Below are 18802 nucleotides of genomic sequence, written 5' to 3' on the forward strand. Positions count from 1 at the left end.
TGTTTTACCCGGCTTCCGCTGCCGGTTTGTTCCCGGCGTTGGGGGGGGGGGTAAGGGCGCCCCAACCCCACCAAACCCCGCGGTCGCGTCTGCTCGATGGATGAGCAGACGCGACCGCGGCTTTCGTCGTGGCTGAGCGCGCAGGTTCCCCGCGCCCCTGACGGGGCATGACTGAGCCCCCGCACGCCGTTGTGCGGGGGCTCACTCAGGTCCGGCCTAGCCGAGGCGCTGCACCAGCTTCCGGTACTCGTCCCACAGCTCCGGCGGAGTGTGATCGCCGAACGTGTTCAAGTGCTCCGGAATCAGCGCGGCCTCCTCGCGCCAGACCTCCTTGTCGACGGTGAGCAGGAACTCCAGATCGGTGTCGGCCAGATCGAGGCCGTCCGTGTCCAGGGAACCCTTGGCCGGAAGGATGCCGATCGGGGTCTCGACACCTTCCGCCCGGCCGTCGAGGCGGTCCACGATCCACTTCAGGACGCGGCTGTTCTCACCGAAGCCGGGCCACACGAAGCGGCCGTCCGCGTCCTTGCGGAACCAGTTGACGTAGTAGATCTTGGGCAGCTTGGCCGCGTCCTTCTCCTGGGCGACCTTCACCCAGTGGGCCATGTAGTCGCCCATGTTGTAGCCGCAGAACGGCAGCATCGCGAACGGGTCGCGGCGCAGTTCGCCGACCTTGCCCTCGGCCGCGGCGGTCTTCTCGGAGGCCACGTTGGCGCCGAGGAAGACGCCGTGGTTCCAGTCGAAGGACTCCGTCACCAGCGGCACGGCGCTCGCGCGGCGGCCGCCGAAGAGGATCGCCGAGATCGGCACGCCCCTGGGGTCCTCCCACTCGGGCGCGATGATCGGGCACTGCGCTGCCGGGGTGGTGAAGCGGGCGTTGGGGTGGGCGGCCGGGACGCCTGACTCGGGCGTCCAGTCGTTGCCCTTCCAGTCCGTGAGGTGGGCCGGGGTCTCCTCGGTCATGCCCTCCCACCAGACGTCGTCGTCGTCGGTGAGCGCGACGTTGGTGAAGACGGAGTTGCCCCACAGCGTCTTCATCGCGTTGGCGTTCGTGTGCTCGCCGGTACCGGGCGCGACACCGAAGAAACCGGCCTCGGGGTTGATCGCGTAGAGCCGGCCGTCCTCGCCGAACCGCATCCAGGCGATGTCGTCGCCGATCGTCTCGACCGTCCAGCCGGGGATCGTGGGCTCCAGCATGGCGAGGTTGGTCTTGCCGCAGGCGGACGGGAACGCGGCGGCGACGTACGTCGGGGACGCGGCCTCCTCCGGCGGCGGGGTCAGCTTCAGGATGAGCATGTGCTCGGCGAGCCAGCCCTCGTCACGCGCCATGACGGAGGCGATGCGCAGGGCGTAGCACTTCTTGCCCAGCAGGGCGTTGCCGCCGTAGCCGGAGCCGTAGGACCAGATCTCGCGGTCCTCGGGGAAGTGCGAGATGTACTTCGTGGAGTTGCACGGCCACGGCACGTCCTCCTCGCCCGGCTCCAGCGGAGCGCCGAGCGTGTGGACGGCCTTGACGAAGAAGCCGTCGGTGCCGAGCTCGTCCAGGACCGGGCGGCCCATCCGGGTCATGGTGCGCATCGACACGGCGACGTAGGCCGAATCGGTGATCTCGACGCCGATCGCGGAGAGCGGCGAGCCCAGCGGGCCCATGCAGAAGGGGACGACGTACATCGTCCGGCCCTTCATGCTGCCGCGGAAGATGCCGCCGTTGCCCTCGTTGCCCCGGAAGACCTCCCGCATCTCGGCCGGGGCCTTCCAGTGGTTGGTCGGGCCCGCGTCCGCCTCCCGCTCGGAGCAGATGAACGTCCGGTCCTCGACCCGCGCGACATCGGTCGGGTCGGAGGCGGCGTAGTAGGAGTTCGGGCGCTTGACCGGGTCGAGCTTCTTGAACGTCCCCTTCGCGACGAGCTCCTCGGCGAGCCGCTCGTACTCCGCCTCGGAGCCGTCGCACCAGACGACCCGGTCGGGCTGGGTCAGCTCGGCGATCTCGTTGACCCACGCGATCAGTTCCTTGTGCTCGGTCGGAAGGGCCGAGAGGTCCGAGAGGCCTGAGAGGGCCGAGGGGGTCGAGGGGGCCGAGGGGGTGGGGACGGGGGTCGTGTCGGTCCGGGAGAGGGGAGCCGCGATGTCGCGCGCCACGATCGCTCCTAAATGAGGGTGTTGTGTTGGGTGCCCCGTGGGGGCTGCGACCCGGACGCTGCGCCTCCCGTTCCACCGGGCTCCAGGGGCTGGAGTCCGGTGAGCGCTCATCCGGTGCCGACCGCACTCATTTGATCATCCGACCGTTTCGCCCATCTGTCCAGGGGGCCTCACACTTGAGCGACGTGAGCATCACCACTCGGCCCCACGGGCTTATCGATCAGGACTTCGGGTTAACCCCCGGTGAGGACTGCGGTTCTCCATATCCACCACCTACGGAGGCGTAGGTACGATGCGACCCATGAGCGTCACCGCCGAGCAGCCCGAAGTCCCCGTCGCAGAGCCGCCCTTGCTCAAGCCCAGACTGCGCGGGTGGCTGCACGCGGGCATGTTCCCCGCGGTGCTGGTCGCCGGTCTCTTCCTGACGGCCCTGGCCGACTCCACGCGCGGCCGCGTGGCCTGCGGCATCTACGTCCTCTCGGCCTGCCTGCTGTTCGGCGTGAGCGCGCTCTACCACCGGGGGAACTGGGGGCCGCGCGCGGACGGCATCCTGCGCCGCCTCGACCACGCCAACATCTTCCTGATCATCGCGGGCACCTACACGCCACTGACCATGCTGCTGCTCCCCGACTCCAAGGGCGACGCGCTGCTGTGGGGCATCTGGGCGGCGGCAGCGGCGGGCATCGCCTTCCGGGTCTTCTGGGTCGGCGCCCCGCGCTGGCTCTACACCCCCTGCTACATCGCGATGGGCTGGGCGGCGGTCTTCTTCCTGCCCGACTTCATGCGGGCCGGCGGCGTCGCGGTGCTCGTCCTGGTGATCGTGGGCGGGCTGCTCTACAGCGCGGGCGGCGTGATCTACGGGATCAAGCGGCCCAACCCCTCGCCCCGCTACTTCGGCTTCCACGAGGTCTTCCACTCGCTGACCCTCGCGGCGTTCGTCGTGCACTACGTCGGCATCTCCCTGGTCGCCTACCAGCACGCCTGACGCTTCCCGCTCCTCCCCTTCCGATCATGGCCGCGGCTCATCAGCCGCGGCCATCTCTGCGTGCGCGCGCACGCCGACCCCCAGAGGAGTTGTCGACCGTAACCGCATATTGACACTCACCATGAAATGAGAGCTACTCTCAATTCATGGTTACTATCAATCAGCAGGCGGTGCCGCGCCTCGACCCCCGGCGCTGGTGGGCCCTCGGGGCCCTGGTCGCGAGCATGCTCGTGCTCGGCTTCGACATGACGATCCTGAACGTGGCGCTCCCGACGATCACCGGCGAGCTGGGCGCCACCACCGGCCAGCAGCAGTGGATGGCGGACGCGTACGTGGTCGTGTTCGCGGCGCTGATGCTCCCCGCCGGACTCCTCGGCGACCGCTTCGGCCGCCGCCGGGTCCTGGTCGGCGGGCTCGGCGTCTTCCTCGCGGCATCCGTCCTCGGCGCCCTCGCCTCCGACGTGACCTGGGTGATCGTGGCCCGGGCCCTGATGGGCGTCGGCGGCGCGTTCGTGATGCCGCTCGCCATCTCCGTACTGCCCTCGCTCTTCCCGCGGGCCGAGCAGACCAAGGCCATCGGCATGATCTCCGCGGCGTCCGCGCTCGGCATGCCCCTCGGCCCGATCCTCGGCGGCTGGCTCCTGAACCACTTCTGGTGGGGCTCGGTCTTCGTGATCAACGTGCCGATGGTCGCGATCGGCATCACCGCCTGCCTCTTCCTGCTCCCGGAGACCCGGGACCCGGCCGCTCCCCGCGTCGACGTCGTCTCCACCGTCCTCACCGCGCTCGGCCTCGGCACCCTGATCTACGCGATCATCGAGGGCCCCGCGAAGGGGTGGACCGCCCCGGTGGTGCTCGGCTCCTTCGCGGCGGCCGTCGCCCTGCTCGGCGGCCTCGTGCTGCGCGAGCGCCGCAGCCCGCGCCCCATGCTCGACCTCACGCTCCTGAGCCACCGCGGCTTCCTCACCCACACGCTGGTCGCGACGCTCGGCATGTTCGTGTTGTCGGGCCTGATGTTCGTGCTGCCGCAGTACTTCCAGGCCGTGCTCGGCACCGACTCGTTCGGCACCGGCCTGCGGCTGATCCCGCTGATGGCCGGGATGCTGGCCGCGGCGAAGCTCGCCCAGCCGCTCGTCGCCGGGTTCGGGGAGCGGGCCGTGATCTGCGTCTCCCTGGTGGTCCTGGCGTTCGCCGCGTTCCTCGGGGCGCGCACCACCGCCGGCTCCGGGTACGGGTTCACCGCCCTGTGGCTGACCGTCGCCGGGTTCGGCTTCGCCTTCGCCATGATCCCCGCGATGGGCGGTGCCCTCGGCGCCCTGCCCAAGGACCAGGCGGGGCGCGGCGCCGGGCTGCTGAGCACGGTCCGCCAGACCGGCAGCGCGCTCGGCGTCGCCCTGCTCGGCGCCCTGGTCGCCGGGGCGTACACCGCACGGCTGAGCACGGCCTCCGTCTCCGGGGCCGCGGCGGACGCCGCCCGGGACTCGGTGATCGGCGCCCATCTGGTCGCGGGCCGGCTCGGCGACCGGACGCTGGCCGCCTCCGCCGACGCCGCGTACCTCCACGGCATGGACCTCGCCCTGACCGTCATCGGCATCGTCGCCCTGGTCTGCGTGGTCCTGACCGCGACGCTGATGCCCGCCCGCCCGGCCCCCGCCGCGAGCGCGCCGTCCGGTACGGAGGTGGCCCCCACCGGCGCGGATGCCCGACAATGACGGTCATGGCCGCCTCAGCACAGACCCCGGAGCCCAAGCTCGGGCTCCGGGAGCGCAAGAAGCTCAAGACCCGCACGGCGATCCGCGAGGCGACGTACCGCCTGATCATGGACCAGGGGTACGACGCGACGACCGTCGAGCAGATCGCCGAGGCCGCCGAGGTGTCCCCGTCCACGGTCTTCCGCTACTTCCCGACCAAGGAGGACATCGTCCTCACCGACGAGTTCGACCCGGTCCTGGAGCGCGAACTGCGGGCCCGCCCGGCCGGTGAGTCCCTCCTCGACTCGCTGCGGCACGTCATCGAGGAGAGCCTGCTGCGCGCCGTGCAGAGCGAGGACCCCGAGGTGACCCGGCTGCGCACCCGGCTCCAGGTCGAGGTGCCGGCGGTGCGCTCGCGGATGATGGAGTCGATGTCGGTCACCGGCCAGATGATCTGCCGCGTCCTCGCCGACCGCACCGGCCGCGACGCGGGGGACCTGGAGGTCCGGGTCTACGCGATGGCGGTGGTCGGCGCGCTGATGGAGGCCACGATGTACTGGGCCGAGCGGGGGGACGCGGGCGGGGACCTGCGGGACCTGTCGGTACGGGCCCTGGACGTCCTGCGGGACGGGCTCCAGGGAACGTAGGCCCCGCTCTCCGGGCCCTCGCCTCCCCCCTCCGCTCCTCCTCCGCTCCCCCGGACCGTCAGCCCTGGTTCTCCGTCAGGGCGCGGCGCAGCCGGTCCGGGTCGGTCTCCGGGGTCTCGCACACGAAGTGGCGGCAGACGTAGGCGGTGTCCTGGTCGCCGACCCGCGTCCGGCCGGCGAGCAGCGGCAGTTCGTCGCTGCCCTCCGGGCCCACGGCGACCACGGCGCCGGGTGCGGTCTCGGTGAGCGCGACGTGGTGCAGCCGGCCGCCCACCTCCCCCACCACGGCGATCTCGCGCGGCCCGTCGAGCAGCGCCTCCGCGACCGCGAGACCGTTGCCGATGAAGCGCGGCGCGCGCGGCCCGAGCGCCCTGACCACGCCCAGCGCCCGCTCGGCCGCGGTGCGGTGCGGCTCGGACCCGGTGTGCGCGGCGTACGAGAGCAGCGCCCCGGCCGCCGCGGTCCAGCCGGACGGCGTCGCGTTGTCCGTCGGGTCCTGCGGGCGCCGGATCAGCCGCTCGGCGTCGGCCGCGGTGTCGTACAGCGCGCCGCTCTCCGGATCGACGAACCGGTCCAGGACGTGGTCGAGCAGGAACCCGGCGAACTCCAGCCACACCCCTTCCCCGGTCACCGACGCCAGCGCGAGGAACCCCTCGGCGACATCGGCGTAGTCCTCCAGGACGCCGCTGTTGGCGCCGACCCGCCCGTCCCTGCTGGTCCGCGAGAGCCGCGCGAGGGGGTCCATGTGCAGCCGCACCAGCAGATCGCCCGCGGCGACGGCGGCGTCCACCAGGTCCTGCCGCCCGAAGTACGCCCCGGTCTCGGCCAGCGCGGCGATCGCGAGGCCGTTCCACGCGGCGACGACCTTGTCGTCCCGGCCGGGCGCGGGCCGCTCCCGCCGCGCGGCGCTCAGCGCCTGCCTGATCCGCGCCACCTGCCCCGCGTCGAACACTTCCTCCCCCTGCGGCAGTTGCAGCACGGAGGCACCCTCCTCGAAGGTCCCTTCCTGCGTGACCCCGAAGTACCGGGCGGCGACCGCGCCGTCCTGCGCGCCGAGCACCGCCTCCAACTGCGCGGGCGTCCACACGTAGTAGGCGCCCTCCACGTGCTTGCCGCTCGCCGGGTCCTCGCTGTCGGCGTCCAGCGCGGAGGCGAACCCGCCCTCGTTCGTGCGCAGTTCGGCCACCATGAAGTCGGCGGTCTCCAGCGCGACGCGCTTGGCCAGCTCCGACCCGGTCGAACGCCACAGGTGCGCGTAGGCGCGGCACAGCAGCGCGTTGTCGTAGAGCATCTTCTCGAAGTGCGGCACCGTGAACTCGCGGTCCACGGAGTACCGGGCGAAGCCGCCCCCGAGCTGGTCGTAGATCCCGCCGCGCGCCATCCGCTCACCCGTGTCGAGCGCCATCTGCAGAGCGCCCTCGGCGCCGGTCCTGGCGTGGTGGCGCAGCAGGAACTCGATCACCATCGACGGCGGGAACTTGGGCGCGCCGCCGAACCCGCCGTACGTCGCGTCGTACTCCCGGGTCAGCCCGAGCAGCGCCTGCGCCAGCTCGCCCTCCCCGGGCACCTGCGCGTCCCCGAGACCCAGGCTCCGCCCGGCGAGATCCTGGGTGATCTTCGCGGCGACCTCGGCGACCTCCCCGCGCCGCCCGGTCCACGCGTCCCGGACGCCGCCCAGGACCTGCGTGAAGGACGGCATCCCGTGCCGGGGCTCGGGCGGGAAGTACGTACCAAAGTAGAACGGCTCGGCGTCCGGCGTCAGGAACACGGTCATCGGCCAGCCACCCTGCCCGGTGGCTGCCTGCACGGCCTCCATGTAGACGGCGTCGACGTCGGGGCGCTCCTCGCGGTCGACCTTGACGCTGACGAAATTGTCGTTCATGACGGCGGCGGTCGCGTCGTCCTCGAAGGACTCGTGGGCCATGACATGACACCAGTGGCAGCTCGAATACCCCACGCTGAGCAGCACCGGTACGTCCCGCCGCCGCGCCTCCTCGAACGCCTCGGGCGACCATGGCCACCAGTCGACGGGGTTGTCGGCGTGCTGGAGGAGGTACGGGGAGGAGGTCTGCGCAAGTCGGTTCGCCATGCACCCCATCCTCGCGCACCCTCCTCAGCGAGACCCGCGCGCCACGGGGCGGGGTAGGAACCGGGGGGCGGGGCGGGTGGGAGCTGCTGATATCGGGCGGCGTGGCATCGGCGAACAGTAGGCTGGTCCGAGCAGAACCGGGACTGCTGAAGCTCCTCGAAGGAGGTACACCATGACCGCCGAGATGGTGGCGCCCGCGTGGATGCACACGCAGATCAGCGCGGAGCAGTACGACTCCTGGTCCGAGGAGCAGTGCGCCGGCATCGAGATCGTGGACGGGATGGTCGTCGTGAGCCCGAGCGCCTCCAAGCGCCACAACCGGCTGGCCCGCATCCTGGCCAACGCCCTGGAGGCCGCCGCGGGCCCGGACTGGAACGCCGACACGGACTTCGACGTCCGCCTCCAGGACGTCCCCCTCACCAACCGCCGCCCCGACGTCATCGTCTACCGGGCGGAGACCATCGACCTCACGCCCACCCGCCCCGAGCACGTACTCCTGGTCGTCGAGGTCGTGTCGCCCGGCTCGGAGACCACCGACCGGATCGTGAAGGTCGACCAGTACGCCAAGGCCGGCATCCCCTTCTACTGGCGGGTCGAGCAGGCCGCCACCGGCGTCCCGATCATCTACACCTACGTCCTCGACCCCGCCACCAAGGCGTACCGGGACGGCGAGATGTTCACCGGCACGGTGAAGGCCACCGCACCCTTCTCCGTCGCTGTCGACCTGAAAGTCGCCTGACAGCACCGGAGATCTTCCCTCGGTCCCGCTGAGCGGGCGGCGGTCCCGAGGCCAAGGCGGTCATGTCTTTGATCGTCGGGGCTCTCGCGCCCGCACCCCATACGCAGGACACTTGACCCGGAACTGTCATCACCGGAGGGGGACCGAAGATGCGGGACAGCCATCGGGCGGAGGCCGAGCGGCTGTTGGCCCGGGCCGTCGAGGAAGAGGTAAGGCGGACGGGCGGGCGGACGGACGGGGGCGTGCTGCTGGCGCGGGCGAAGGGCGCGCTCGATGCCATGGAGCGGACCGCCGCCGAGGAGTACGCCGCGTACACCCGGGCGCTGGACGAGTCGTCGGCGGGGCAGCTGACGTTCGGGGAGCGGTTCGCCAAGGAGGGCGGGGCGACGCCGCTGATGGTCGCGGGGGTGGGGGCGGTGACCGCCGTCGTGGCGGACCTGGCGCTCGGGGCGGGCGGTGGCGTCGCGGCGGGCGCCGGTGTCGCGGTCGCCGTGATTGGGGCCGCCGCCACCGTCGCCAAGGTGACCGCCTCCCACCTGCCGGCGGCGAGCCGCAGCGCGGGCGCCCTGAACCAGCCGGGCGGCCCCGAGCAGCTGCGGTTGCAGTGGCTGACGGCGCTGGAGGTGCGGGGCATCCGGCCGTTCCTGGACCAGCAGCGCGTCCTCGCGGCCAGCACCGGGACGCCGAAGAAGAAGTCGGCGGGGCCGGCCCTGCGGCGCACCGACAAGAGCGCGGCTGCCCGGCGCAGGAGCGTACTGGAGCAGTCGTTCGGCCAACTGCCCGTCCCGGAGGGGCCGTTCGCGGGGCGGCGCGCGGCCATGGCACGGATCGCGCAGTGGGTGCACGCGGCGCGGGCCAGTACGGAGACCCGGCCGACCGTGGTGGTGCTGCACGGGGCGCCGGGTTCGGGGCGCACGACGCTGGCGGTGCGGGCGGCGCACGAGCTGCGGGACCAGTTCCGCGGGGCGTGCGTGGTGGATCTGCGCGGCGACCGGGCGGACGCGGCGCCGCTGTCGACGCGGGACGCGCTGCTGCATCTGCTGAACCGGCTGGGCGCGCCGCGCGAGCAACTGCTGTTCCGGGAGCGTTCGTCACCGGAGCAGCAGGTCAAGCGGTTGATGGAGCTGTACCACCAGCATCTGACCGGACTGCCGGTGACGATCGTGCTCGACGACGCCGACGCCACCGACAACGCCGCGCAGGTGCGCGCGCTGATCCCGGAGCGCTCCGACAGCCTCGTCGTCGTCACCGCGCGTGAACCGCTCGACCTCGGCGACGCCCCGGCCTGGGTGCACCAGCTGCCGGTGGAGGCGCTGGACGCGGCGGGCGCCGAGGAGCTGCTGCGGCAGTGCGCGCAGGACGACGGCGACCCCTACGACGCGGCCGCCACCGACGAGGTGCGGGAGCTGTGCGGCGGGCTGCCGCTCGCGCTGCGGATCGCCGGCTCGGCGATCGGCCCGCGCACCACGCGCCGACTGGCGGCGGACCTGAGCGCGTACGGCCCGGTGGAGCCGGTCGAGCGGGTCCTGTGGCTGCGCTACTCCGACCAGTCCGACGCGGCCCGGCGGCTGCTGCGCCGGCTCGCGCTGGCGGGCCGGGCCTCCCTGGGCGCGGCGGCCGCGGCGGCCCTGCTGGCCACCGACGAGTCGGAGGCCGTGCGCCGGCTGACGGAGCTGGCGCGCGCGGGCCTGATCGACCATGTGCGGGGCAACCGCTACCGGTTGCACGACCTGGTCCGCGTGTTCGCGGCGGCCCGGCTCGCGGACGAGGAGGAGCCCGCCGAGCGCACGGCCGCGCAGGAACGGCTGATCCAGAACTACGCGGAGCTGGCCGACTCGGTGATCCGGCTGGTCGACGGCAACATGTCGACGCGGGCCGGGCAGCCGGGCCCGCACGGCTTCACCTCGCTGGACGCGGCGCTGCGCTGGCTGGACGACGAGTCGAGCTTCATCACGGCGGCGCTGCGGCACGCGGAGGACGTCGACCAGGAGGCGGTGCTCGGCCTGCTGGGCGCGCTGTGCGACTACTGCCTGCTGCGCGGCGACCTCTACCGGCTGGGCGAGATCAGCGAGTTGACGCAGGCCGTCGACCAGGGGCTGCTGGTGCGCTCGGTCCAGTGGCGCACGGGCATCGCGGCCCGTCAGCTCGGCGAGCTGGACAAGGCGCGCACGACGCTGACGTCGGTGGTCGACCTGTACCGCGAGGCCCACCACCAGGCGGGCGAGGCGCGGGCCCTGTGCTCGCTCGGCATCACCCTGCACCATCAGGGCCAACTCGGGGACGCGGCGGCCCAGTTGCGGGCGGCGCTCGATCTTCAGACGACCCCGGAGACGCGGGGCGACCGCGGCTGGACGCTGCACGCGCTGGCCGCCGTCGAGCGGGACCGCGCCCACGTCGGGGAGTCGCTGGCGCTGCTCACCGACGCGCTGGCGCTGCACCGGGAGAGCGAGTCGCTGCACGGTGAGGCCTGGGCCCACTTCCAGCTCGGCCAGCTGCGGCTGCGCATGGGGGACGTCCCGGACGCCGACGCCGAGCTGCGCGCGGCCCTCGACCTGTACGGCCGCACCCGGGACAGCCGGGGCGAGGCGTGGGCGCTGACGCAGCTGGCGCGGGCCCGGCTGGTCGACGGCGAGGCGTCGGAGGCGGTCGACGGGCTGCGCCAGGCGGTCTCCCGCCACCGCGAGAACGAGGACGCGCGCGGGGAGGCCTGGACGTACTACTACCTGGGCCAGGCCCTGGAGGAGTCGGGCCACCTCGATCAGGCGGTCCGCGAGCTTGAGCGCTCACGCACGATGTTCTCCCGGATGCGGGACGTGTACGGCCTGGCGTGCGCCCGCCACCACTCGGCGCGGGTCACCCGGGACCAGCGGGCGGCGCAGACGGGGTCGCTGCGCAACTCCGGCTTCGCCCGCCAGCTCCTGGTGGACGCGCGCGCCGACTTCCAGCGCATCGGGGTCGCCCACGGAGAGGCGTGGACCTGCCTGGAGCTGGCGGTCGTCGACGCGGGCAACGCGCGTCTGGCGCAGGCCCTCGCGCTGTGCGGGGAGGCGGCGGCCCTCTTCGCCTCGTACGGGGACCGGCGCGGCGAGGACTGGGCGGCGTTCCTGCGCTGCACCCTGCTCCCCTACGCCTCGCCGGGCGGGTCCGAGGTGGGCACGGCGGTCGCGCAGGAGGAGCTGGCCCAGCTCGCCCGGAGCGCGGACCCGGCCCGGGACGGCAAGCTCGACGACTTCATCGGCGCGTTCCAGCTGCTCCTGGAGCGCGGGGTGGAGCTGGACGCGGGCTGGCAGGCCTGGCGGCTCGGCATGGTCCCGAACCGGCACGCCCGGGACGTGATGGGGGTGCCGGTGGGCGCGTCACATCCGTAGCCCCCCATCCCCGCGCACCCGGTACTGCAGGTGCAGCACCCGGTCGCCCTGGATCACCACGTGCGGGTCCTCCAGGAGCCGCTGTCCGTCGGCGGCGCCGAAATAGCGGCGGCCGGAGCCGAAGACGACCGGGACGACGTCCATGGCGACGATGTCGACCAGGCCGAGCGCGAAGGCCTGGCCGCCGATGTCACCCGCGGTGATCGCCACGGACCGGTCGCCCGCGAGTTCCTTGGCGCGGGCGACGGCCCCGGGCACGTCGGTCGCGAAGTGGTAGTGGTCCGCCTCGGGGTGCCAGTCGGCGGGCCGGGGCCGGTGCGAGACCACGACGACGTGCTCGCCGGCCGGTGGCTGCGCCTCCCAGCCGTTGGTGAGGTCGAACAGCCGTCGACCCATGATCGTCACGCCGAGGCTGTCCCAGACCGGCTGGGTGTAGTCGGCGGAGGCCTTGGAGATCCGGAGACCGCCGCCGTCGCCGAGGGGCGTGTCACCGTTGCCGTACCAGTCGAACAACGGTCCGACCTGGTCCTCGGCGTCGGCGATGTAACCGTCCACGGAGACGACCGCGTGCATCAGTACAGGGCTCATACCCGTACGACCCCGCGCGCCCGCGAAACTCATCGCGGGCACGCGCGCGGCGGCCCCGGGGGCGGGCCCTGCAAAGCAGGGCGGGCCCTGCGAAGCGGAGGCTACGAGCGCTCGGGCGCCTTGGCGGCGTCGGCGCCGACGGGCTCGGCGCCCGGCTTCTCCTTGAAGTCGACCTTGCGCATGTGCTTGTTCATCGACTTCATCAGGCCCCAGACGGCGAGAGCCATCACCGCGAAGACGATGAAGCCCAGCACACCCGGAGTCACCTTGTTCTCGTCGACCTCCTGCGCGGCAAGAGGGACGAGATGGGTCATTGCCAGATTCGATGTCACATCAGGCATTGTGACGGACGCCCGCGAAGAGGTCGTCCTCGGGGAGGGAGGTATCGACGAGGGACTTGGCCAGCTCGTACTCCTCGGTCGGCCAGACCTCCATCTGGACCTCCATCGGGACGCGGAACCAGCCGCCGTCCGGATCGATCTGCGTGGCGTGCGCGATCAGCGCCTTGTCGCGGATCTCGAAGAAGTCGGCGCAGGGCACGTGCGTGGTCAGCGTCCGCTCGGGCCGCCCCGACTCGTCGAACCGCTTGAGCCAGTCCGCGTACGGCGACTCCAGGCCCCGCGCGATCAGGGCGTGGTGCAGCGCCTCGGTCCGCTGCCGGTTGAAGCCCTGGTTGTAGTAGAGCTTGCTCGGCTGGAAGACCGGGCCGAATTCGGCCTCCGGGTACTTCTCCGCGTCGGCCGCGCCGTCGAACGCCACCATCGTGATCTTGTGGGTCATGATGTGGTCGGGGTGCGGGTACCCGCCGTTCTCGTCGTACGTCGTGATGACCTGCGGCCGGAAGGAACGGATCTGGCGCACCAGCCGGCCGGCCGCCTCGTCCACGTCCTCCAGGGCGAAGCAGCCCTCGGGCAGCGGCGGCAGCGGGTCGCCCTCGGGCAGCCCGGAGTCGACGAAGCCCAGCCAGTCCTGCTTCACGCCGAGGATCTCGCGGGCCTCCTCCATCTCCTTGCGGCGCACCTCGTGGATGTGCTCCTCGATGTAGGTGTCGCCCTGGAGCTTCGGGTTGAGGATGGAGCCACGCTCGCCTCCCGTGCAGGTCACGACGTGCACGTCCACCCCCTCGGACACGTACTTGGCCATGGTGGCCGCGCCCTTCGACGACTCGTCGTCGGGGTGGGCGTGAACGGCCATCAGTCGCAGCTGCTCAGTCAAGACAAGATCCTCGGTGAAATAAGGCGCCCTGATGTGATTCGGCGCGGTGGGCGCTTCTATAGTGACCGAACCGGGGGGCGGAAAATTCCGGTGCCCGGTCCCGGCCGGGCGACACGAGAGGAACTGGCTGATGAGCGCCGTGCAGCAGCTGCCGGATGGCCGCTACGGATCATCGCGCTCGGCCGACGCCCGCGCGGACCGCAAGCTCAAGATCGCCGCGGTCGTCCTGGGGGCCCTGTTCGCCGCGATGATGTGCTGGTTCGGCTGGTACTACGTCGTCGGCAACAAGTTCAGCGGCGAGGTGATCGCCTTCCAGCCCTACGCGGACAACGTCAAGGTCCACCTGGAGATCCGCAAGGACGCCGGGACGAGCGGCTACTGCACGGTCCGCTCGCAGAGCGAGGACGGCGCCGAGGTGGGCCGCGCCGACTTCCGCTTCTCCCAGCACCAGGAGCGGATCGACAAGGTCGTCACGCTGCGCACCACCGGCAAGGGCACCACCGCGGAGCTGATGGGCTGCCACGCCGACTGAACCCGCGCCGGCCCCGGCCCAGAACCTCGGCGCTGACCTGCGCCGACGGAAAACTGGTGCCATATGTCCTCCCCCTTCGACCGCTGAATTGTTAGGCTCGTGGTTTCGCCCACCCGTAAGGGAACATCCTTCTGGGTAGGGCGATGCTTTGTATTCCCAGTACCTACGAGGAGCGACCTGTGACCCAGACCAGCGAAGACGTCACCTGGCTGACGCAGGAGGCGTACACCAAGCTCAAGGACGAGCTGGCGTACCTGTCTGGTCCCGCGCGCGAGGAAGTCACGCAGAAGATCGCTGCGGCGCGCGAGGAGGGCGACCTGCGGGAGAACGGCGGGTACCACGCCGCCAAGGAGGAGCAGGGCAAGCAGGAGCTCCGCATCCGCCAGCTGACCCAGCTCCTGGAGAAGGCCAAGGTCGGAGAGGCGCCCGCGGCCAGCGGGGTCGTCGCGCCCGGCATGGTCGTCACGATCGCTTTCGACGGCGACGAGGACGACACCATGAGCTTCCTGCTCGCCTCCCGCGAGTACGCGAGCTCCGACATCGAGACGTACTCGCCGCAGTCGCCGCTGGGCATGGGCGTGAACGGCAAGAAGGTCGGTGAGGACGCCCAGTACGAACTGCCGAACGGCAAGTTCGCCTCGGTCAAGGTCCTCACGGCGGAGCCGTACACCGGCTGACGCCCCCGTGCACCGACGGCGAGGCCCCCGGAGCTGATCAGCTCCGGGGGCCTCGCCGTGCGCGGGGCGGGCGGGTCAGGACGCCGCGTTGCGGCTCACGGACAGTGCGTATGACCAGCCGCCCCGGTCACGAGCATCGACGGCAGGACATACTCAGGAGGCACGGGAACACCGTCGTACGGCGTCAGGGCCTGCAGGGCCCGTTCGTACTCCCCAGAGTCGAACCAATGCCATACGCGCCGGTACAGAGCCCCGTAGCTCCGCCCTCCGATCGCCTCGGTGCCGCTGTACGAGTTCCAGGCCCGGCCGGTGCGGAGCTTGTCCAGCATGGTCTCGAAGCCGTCGCGCGGATCCTTCCACTGCCGGTTCCCCGACAGGATGCCCCGCACCTTCTCCCACATGTCGTCGGTGACCTGAGCGGGAACCGTGGTGCCGGTCTGCCTGTGCCATCGGGTGATCGGGTCGGCCTGTCCCTTGTGCCGCGGCACGCCCTTGTCGGTGATCTGGACTCGGACATCGAGAAGGGCGAGCACGTCCCTCCGCTGCTCGAAGGTGAGGTCATCGAGTCGGCTATTGGGCCTGTCGAGCATCGGCAGAATCGACCGCGTGCGATCCTCTTGCCCCTCGGCCTCGGACAGCCACTCAGCAACCCGCTCTCTCTCGGCGACGAGGTCGGTCTCCTGCCGCTCGAGTTCGGCTTCCATCTCTTTGATGAGCGGGGCGTCGCCCTCCTCGCCCCCGCCCTCGACAGAAGCGAGCAGCAGCGCGATCTTGCGTTTTCGGTCGCCCCGCTTCTTCGCGATCTGCTCGTCCAGCGCAACCAGCCGACGGCGGTACGAAGCTGCGCGATCAGGGATCGTGCCAAGAGACTCCTCGACCAGTCGGTGCAGCCCCGCCCGGTCGGCCATCAGCAGCTTCGTCTCTTCCCAGACCGCGGCTTCCACGTGATCAGCCGGGATTTCCCAGCACTCGTCGTGCCGTACGTCGCCCGCGCCTCCTGGCTGGCCCGCCATGCAGCGGTAGTAGCGGCCTGCCGTGTGGGCGGACCGCCCGGCATCGACCGATGCGCCGGTGCGGTGTGCGCCGCAGACGCTCAGTAGGCGCCTGGTCAGCAGGAACTGGCCGTTGCTTCTACTCCTCACGGACGAGGTCCGCGCCAGTGCTGCGACGAGGGCCTCGGCTCTCTCCTCGGACAACGGCTTCGGGATATCGACCCGGTAGCTGGTCGTGATCTCCTCGCCGTCCTCGTTCTCCCCGGCGAAGGCGAAGTCGACATAACCCTTGAGGCCCCGGAGGGTGCGCTGCACGAGGTTCCCGCCCTGCCACTCCTTCCCGGAGCGCGTTCGGTATCCCAGCGCGTTCAGGTGCCGGGCGGCGTCCTCCCGCGTCACCGGCCCCTCAGCGTTGATCATGAAGTCGGCGAAGGCCTCGATCTGCACGGCCTCCGCGCCGTTGAGGACGGGGACCCCGTCTTCGTCCAGCATGATCCCGAAGGGTGGTTCGCCCAGGGGCCAGCTCCCGACCGCGACCCGCTGCATGCGACCGCTCATGGTCCGTTCCACGATCAACGCATGTTCGACCTCGGCCATATACGCCAGAAGCGACAGCTGGCTGTCGAACATGGCTTCGTCGGAGTCGATCCGGCCGTCCGCTGTGGCCACTCGCACGCCTTTGTCGGTCACGTCGTACACCCAGCGGTGGATGTTCTTCATGTCCCGGCCGATGCGGTCCAGCTTGCCGAAGACGATCACGTCCAGACGGCCGGCCAGGGCGTCGGAAGTCATGCGGTCCAGCCCCGCACGGTTGGCGAGCTTGCCGGAAACGCCACCATCGACGTACACCTCGGCGATGACACGGCCGTTGCCACGCATCGCGTGCGCGATCCAGGCGCGGCACTGATCTTCCTGCGACTTCAGGCCGTAGCCTTCGAGCTGCCGCGCAGTGGACACCCGCAGGTAGATCGCGACGCGCACGGGTCCACCGTGCCCGCGCACACAGGTACGCTTCGCCATACGTCAGTCCTCCATGACTGGCCAGCGACCTCAGCGGTAGGGCCTAATCTCCCGCTGAGGTCGTGTTGTGTTTCATGAGCCCGACATCACGACATATGCGCCGTGGCCGGCCTACCACTGAACTCCTCGAAGCCCCCTTCGAAGGAGCGGGCTTCGCCGCCGTCAACGCCCGGGGTTCAGGCCGCCTTCCGGTACTTGCGGACCGCGAGAGTTCTGAACACCACGATGATCAGCGCCGACCAGATCAGCGTGGCCCAGATGGGGTGCTCCATGGGCCAGGCCCCGGTCACCGACTTCGGGACGCCCGCGATCGTGTTGCCGAACAGTTCACGAGCCGCCGCCACCGTGGCACTGAAGGGATTCCACTCCGCCACGTACTGCAGCAACTTCGGCATGCCGTTGACGGGGACGAACGCGTTCGAGATGAACGTCAGTGGAAACAGCCAGATCAGGCCGCCTGAGGTGGCCGCCTCCGGGGTGCGCACAGACAGGCCGATGAGAGCGCCGATCCAGGTGAAGGCGTAGCCGAGGAGGAGCAGGAGGGCGAAGCCGCCGAGCACCTTGCCGATGTTCTCGTGCGTACGCCAGCCGACGAGCAGGGCGACGAGGGCGAGGACGGCCAAGGTCACGGCCGTCTGGACCAGGTCGGCGAGGGTGCGGCCGGTCAGCACGGCGCCGCGGGCCATGGGTAGCGAGCGGAACCGGTCGATGAGTCCCTTGTGCATGTCATCGGCGATGCCCGCGCCCGCGCCTGCCGTGGCGAAGGTTACGGTCTGCGCGAAGATGCCGGCCATCAGGAATTCCTTATAGGCGCCCGCACTGACACCGGCACCCGGAATGGCGATCGAGCCGCCGAAGACGTAGGTAAAAAGTACGACGAACATCACTGGCTGAATGACTCCGAACAACAACATTTCGGGAATTCGGGTCATTCGAATCAAGTTCCTGCGGGCGACGACCAGGGAGTCCCGCACGGACTGCCCGATGCCGCCCGCTGCGCGCGGGGCGCGGACGGGGGTGGTGGCGGCGCTCATTTACGGGCCTCCTCGGCCTGGTCCGGGTCCCCGGCGCCGTCCGGCGCCGCCTCGGCCAGGTGGCCGGTGAGGGAGATGAACACGTCGTCCAGGGTGGGGCGGCGCAGGCCGATGTCGTCGAGCTCGATGCCGCGGGCGTCGAGCTCGCGGATCACCTCGGCGAGCAGCTTGGCGCCGCCGGTGACCGGGACGGTCAGCTTGCGGGTGTGCTCCTCGACGGCGGTCTCGCCCTTGCCGAACCCGGCGAGGACCTGGCGGGCGCCTTCGAGGTGCTCGCGCTCGTGCACGACGAGCTCGACGCGCTCGCCGCCGGTCTGCGCCTTGAGCTGGTCGGAGGTGCCGCGGGCGATGACCCGGCCGTGGTCGACGACGCAGATGTCGTGCGCCAGGTGGTCGGCCTCTTCGAGGTACTGCGTGGTCAGCAACAGGGTCGTGCCGCCGGCCACCAGCTCCTGGATGACCTCCCACAGCTGCTGCCGGTTGCGCGGGTCGAGGCCGGTGGTCGGCTCGTCCATGAACATGACGGGCGGGGAGACGACGAGCGCGGCGGCGAGGTCGAGGCGGCGGCGCATGCCGCCGGAGTACGTCTTGGAGGGGCGGTCGGCGGCGTCCGCGAGGTTGAACCGCTCCAGCAGCTCGACCGCCCGCGCCTTCGCCTCCTTGGCCTTCATCTGGTAGAGCTGGCCGACCATCTGGAGGTTCTCGCGGCCCGTCAGATACTCGTCGACCGCGGCGAACTGGCCGGAGAGGCCGATGGAGCGCCGCACCTCGTTCGGATGCTTCAGTACGTCGATGCCTGCGACGACCGCTTTGCCGCTGTCCGGCGTGAGCAGGGTCGTCAGGCAGCGCACCGCCGTGGTCTTGCCCGCTCCGTTCGGTCCGAGCAGACCGAGGACGGTGCCTTCTGGTACGTCCAGATCGACGCCGTCCAGAGCCCGTACGTCGCCGAAGGTCTTCACGAGCCCTTCGGCGTAGATGGCGCCTGGCATTTTCTCCCCCATGGGTCGGCGGGTGGTGCCTATGCGGTTATGTGCGGAAATTTTAGTGACAGCCGGACAGGCGTGCCCGGCGAACGGGTGATGCGGG

The 18802-nt window shown here is 71.0% G+C and carries 15 protein-coding genes; 7 read left to right on the forward strand and 8 right to left on the reverse strand.

The genetic code is table 11. From position 1 onward, the window contains the following. Positions 1 to 216: 216 nt before the first annotated feature. Positions 217 to 2139, reverse strand: coding sequence for a phosphoenolpyruvate carboxykinase (GTP) (locus tag ACIBW6_RS11835; RefSeq protein ID WP_399059090.1), 1923 nt, complete (start codon positions 2137 to 2139; stop codon positions 217 to 219). A gap of 301 nt (positions 2140 to 2440) precedes the next feature. Between ACIBW6_RS11835 and ACIBW6_RS11840 the strand changes: the two genes are divergently transcribed. The 3 genes from ACIBW6_RS11840 (at position 2441) to ACIBW6_RS11850 (ending at position 5462) form a co-directional block, all read left to right on the forward strand. Further along, on the forward strand, positions 2441 to 3124 hold the full coding sequence (locus tag ACIBW6_RS11840; RefSeq protein WP_399059091.1) for a hemolysin III family protein: 684 nt from the start codon (positions 2441 to 2443) through the stop codon (positions 3122 to 3124). 146 nt (positions 3125 to 3270) lie between these two features. Continuing rightward, positions 3271 to 4836, forward strand: a complete 1566-nt coding sequence (locus ACIBW6_RS11845; protein ID WP_399059092.1) for a DHA2 family efflux MFS transporter permease subunit — start codon at positions 3271 to 3273, stop codon at positions 4834 to 4836. Positions 4837 to 4841: 5 nt separating this feature from the next. Further along, complete coding sequence (locus tag ACIBW6_RS11850; protein ID WP_399059093.1) at positions 4842 to 5462, forward strand: TetR/AcrR family transcriptional regulator; 621 nt, start codon at positions 4842 to 4844, stop codon at positions 5460 to 5462. A 58-nt stretch (positions 5463 to 5520) separates the two neighbouring features. Here ACIBW6_RS11850 and ACIBW6_RS11855 read toward each other — a convergent pair whose 3' ends face one another. Next, on the reverse strand, positions 5521 to 7551 hold the full coding sequence (locus tag ACIBW6_RS11855; protein WP_399059094.1) for a thioredoxin domain-containing protein: 2031 nt from the start codon (positions 7549 to 7551) through the stop codon (positions 5521 to 5523). A gap of 172 nt (positions 7552 to 7723) precedes the next feature. On the opposite strand from ACIBW6_RS11855, the gene ACIBW6_RS11860 reads away from it, so the two are divergent. After that, positions 7724 to 8290 carry a Uma2 family endonuclease gene (locus ACIBW6_RS11860; RefSeq protein WP_399059095.1) on the forward strand — a complete coding sequence of 189 codons (567 nt, stop codon included), beginning with the start codon at positions 7724 to 7726 and terminating at the stop codon, positions 8288 to 8290. A 149-nt stretch (positions 8291 to 8439) separates the two neighbouring features. Continuing rightward, on the forward strand, positions 8440 to 11658 hold the full coding sequence (locus tag ACIBW6_RS11865) for a tetratricopeptide repeat protein (RefSeq protein WP_399059096.1): 3219 nt from the start codon (positions 8440 to 8442) through the stop codon (positions 11656 to 11658). Here the strand turns inward: ACIBW6_RS11865 and ACIBW6_RS11870 are convergent. The 3 genes from ACIBW6_RS11870 to mca form a co-directional block, all read right to left on the reverse strand. Beyond that, entirely contained in the window at positions 11647 to 12246 is a 600-nt protein-coding gene (locus ACIBW6_RS11870) for a dihydrofolate reductase family protein (RefSeq protein ID WP_399059097.1), read from the reverse strand. The genes ACIBW6_RS11865 and ACIBW6_RS11870 overlap by 12 nt on opposite strands. A gap of 101 nt (positions 12247 to 12347) precedes the next feature. Next, positions 12348 to 12587, reverse strand: coding sequence for a hypothetical protein (locus tag ACIBW6_RS11875; RefSeq protein WP_399059098.1), 240 nt, complete (start codon positions 12585 to 12587; stop codon positions 12348 to 12350). Then, positions 12580 to 13461, reverse strand: coding sequence for a mycothiol conjugate amidase Mca (mca, locus tag ACIBW6_RS11880; protein ID WP_399059099.1), 882 nt, complete (start codon positions 13459 to 13461; stop codon positions 12580 to 12582). The genes ACIBW6_RS11875 and mca overlap by 8 nt, the downstream gene beginning before the upstream one ends. A gap of 127 nt (positions 13462 to 13588) precedes the next feature. Here mca and ACIBW6_RS11885 point away from each other — a divergent pair, with 127 nt between their 5' ends. Continuing rightward, positions 13589 to 13993, forward strand: a complete 405-nt coding sequence (locus ACIBW6_RS11885; protein WP_399059287.1) for a DUF4307 domain-containing protein — start codon at positions 13589 to 13591, stop codon at positions 13991 to 13993. Positions 13994 to 14172: 179 nt separating this feature from the next. Continuing rightward, positions 14173 to 14670 (forward strand): transcription elongation factor GreA, encoded by a 498-nt coding sequence (gene greA, locus ACIBW6_RS11890; RefSeq protein ID WP_399059100.1) that lies wholly within the window; start codon positions 14173 to 14175, stop codon positions 14668 to 14670. A gap of 95 nt (positions 14671 to 14765) precedes the next feature. Here the strand turns inward: greA and ACIBW6_RS11895 are convergent, their stop codons facing one another. The 3 genes from ACIBW6_RS11895 to ACIBW6_RS11905 all read right to left on the reverse strand — a co-directional run bounded on the left by ACIBW6_RS11895 (position 14766) and on the right by ACIBW6_RS11905 (position 18705). Continuing rightward, on the reverse strand, positions 14766 to 16643 hold the full coding sequence (locus ACIBW6_RS11895; protein WP_399059101.1) for a recombinase family protein: 1878 nt from the start codon (positions 16641 to 16643) through the stop codon (positions 14766 to 14768). Between the two features lie 215 nt (positions 16644 to 16858). Beyond that, positions 16859 to 17716 (reverse strand): ABC transporter permease, encoded by an 858-nt coding sequence (locus ACIBW6_RS11900; RefSeq protein ID WP_399059102.1) that lies wholly within the window; start codon positions 17714 to 17716, stop codon positions 16859 to 16861. Continuing rightward, the gene (locus ACIBW6_RS11905) at positions 17713 to 18705 is read right to left on the reverse strand and encodes an ATP-binding cassette domain-containing protein (protein ID WP_399059103.1); all 993 of its coding nucleotides are present in this window, start codon (positions 18703 to 18705) and stop codon (positions 17713 to 17715) included. The genes ACIBW6_RS11900 and ACIBW6_RS11905 overlap by 4 nt, the downstream gene beginning before the upstream one ends. Between the last annotated feature and the right edge of the window lie 97 nt (positions 18706 to 18802).

Source organism: Streptomyces sp. NPDC049813 (genome assembly GCF_044465085.1).
In the GTDB taxonomy this organism is placed as follows: domain Bacteria; phylum Actinomycetota; class Actinomycetes; order Streptomycetales; family Streptomycetaceae; genus Streptomyces.

What these genes read in the sequence shown, in the direction of transcription:
- ACIBW6_RS11850 (WP_399059093.1), top strand. Translation starts at nt 4,842, where the DNA reads ATGGCCGCCTCAGCACAGACCCCGGAGCCCAAGCTCGGGCTCCGGGAG.
- ACIBW6_RS11905 (WP_399059103.1), bottom strand. Translation starts at nt 18,705, where the DNA reads ATGCCAGGCGCCATCTACGCCGAAGGGCTCGTGAAGACCTTCGGCGAC.
- ACIBW6_RS11860 (WP_399059095.1), top strand. Translation starts at nt 7,724, where the DNA reads ATGACCGCCGAGATGGTGGCGCCCGCGTGGATGCACACGCAGATCAGC.
- ACIBW6_RS11845 (WP_399059092.1), top strand. Translation starts at nt 3,271, where the DNA reads ATGGTTACTATCAATCAGCAGGCGGTGCCGCGCCTCGACCCCCGGCGC.
- ACIBW6_RS11875 (WP_399059098.1), bottom strand. Translation starts at nt 12,587, where the DNA reads ATGCCTGATGTGACATCGAATCTGGCAATGACCCATCTCGTCCCTCTT.
- ACIBW6_RS11900 (WP_399059102.1), bottom strand. Translation starts at nt 17,716, where the DNA reads ATGAGCGCCGCCACCACCCCCGTCCGCGCCCCGCGCGCAGCGGGCGGC.
- ACIBW6_RS11855 (WP_399059094.1), bottom strand. Translation starts at nt 7,551, where the DNA reads ATGGCGAACCGACTTGCGCAGACCTCCTCCCCGTACCTCCTCCAGCAC.
- ACIBW6_RS11865 (WP_399059096.1), top strand. Translation starts at nt 8,440, where the DNA reads ATGCGGGACAGCCATCGGGCGGAGGCCGAGCGGCTGTTGGCCCGGGCC.
- ACIBW6_RS11840 (WP_399059091.1), top strand. Translation starts at nt 2,441, where the DNA reads ATGAGCGTCACCGCCGAGCAGCCCGAAGTCCCCGTCGCAGAGCCGCCC.
- ACIBW6_RS11870 (WP_399059097.1), bottom strand. Translation starts at nt 12,246, where the DNA reads ATGAGCCCTGTACTGATGCACGCGGTCGTCTCCGTGGACGGTTACATC.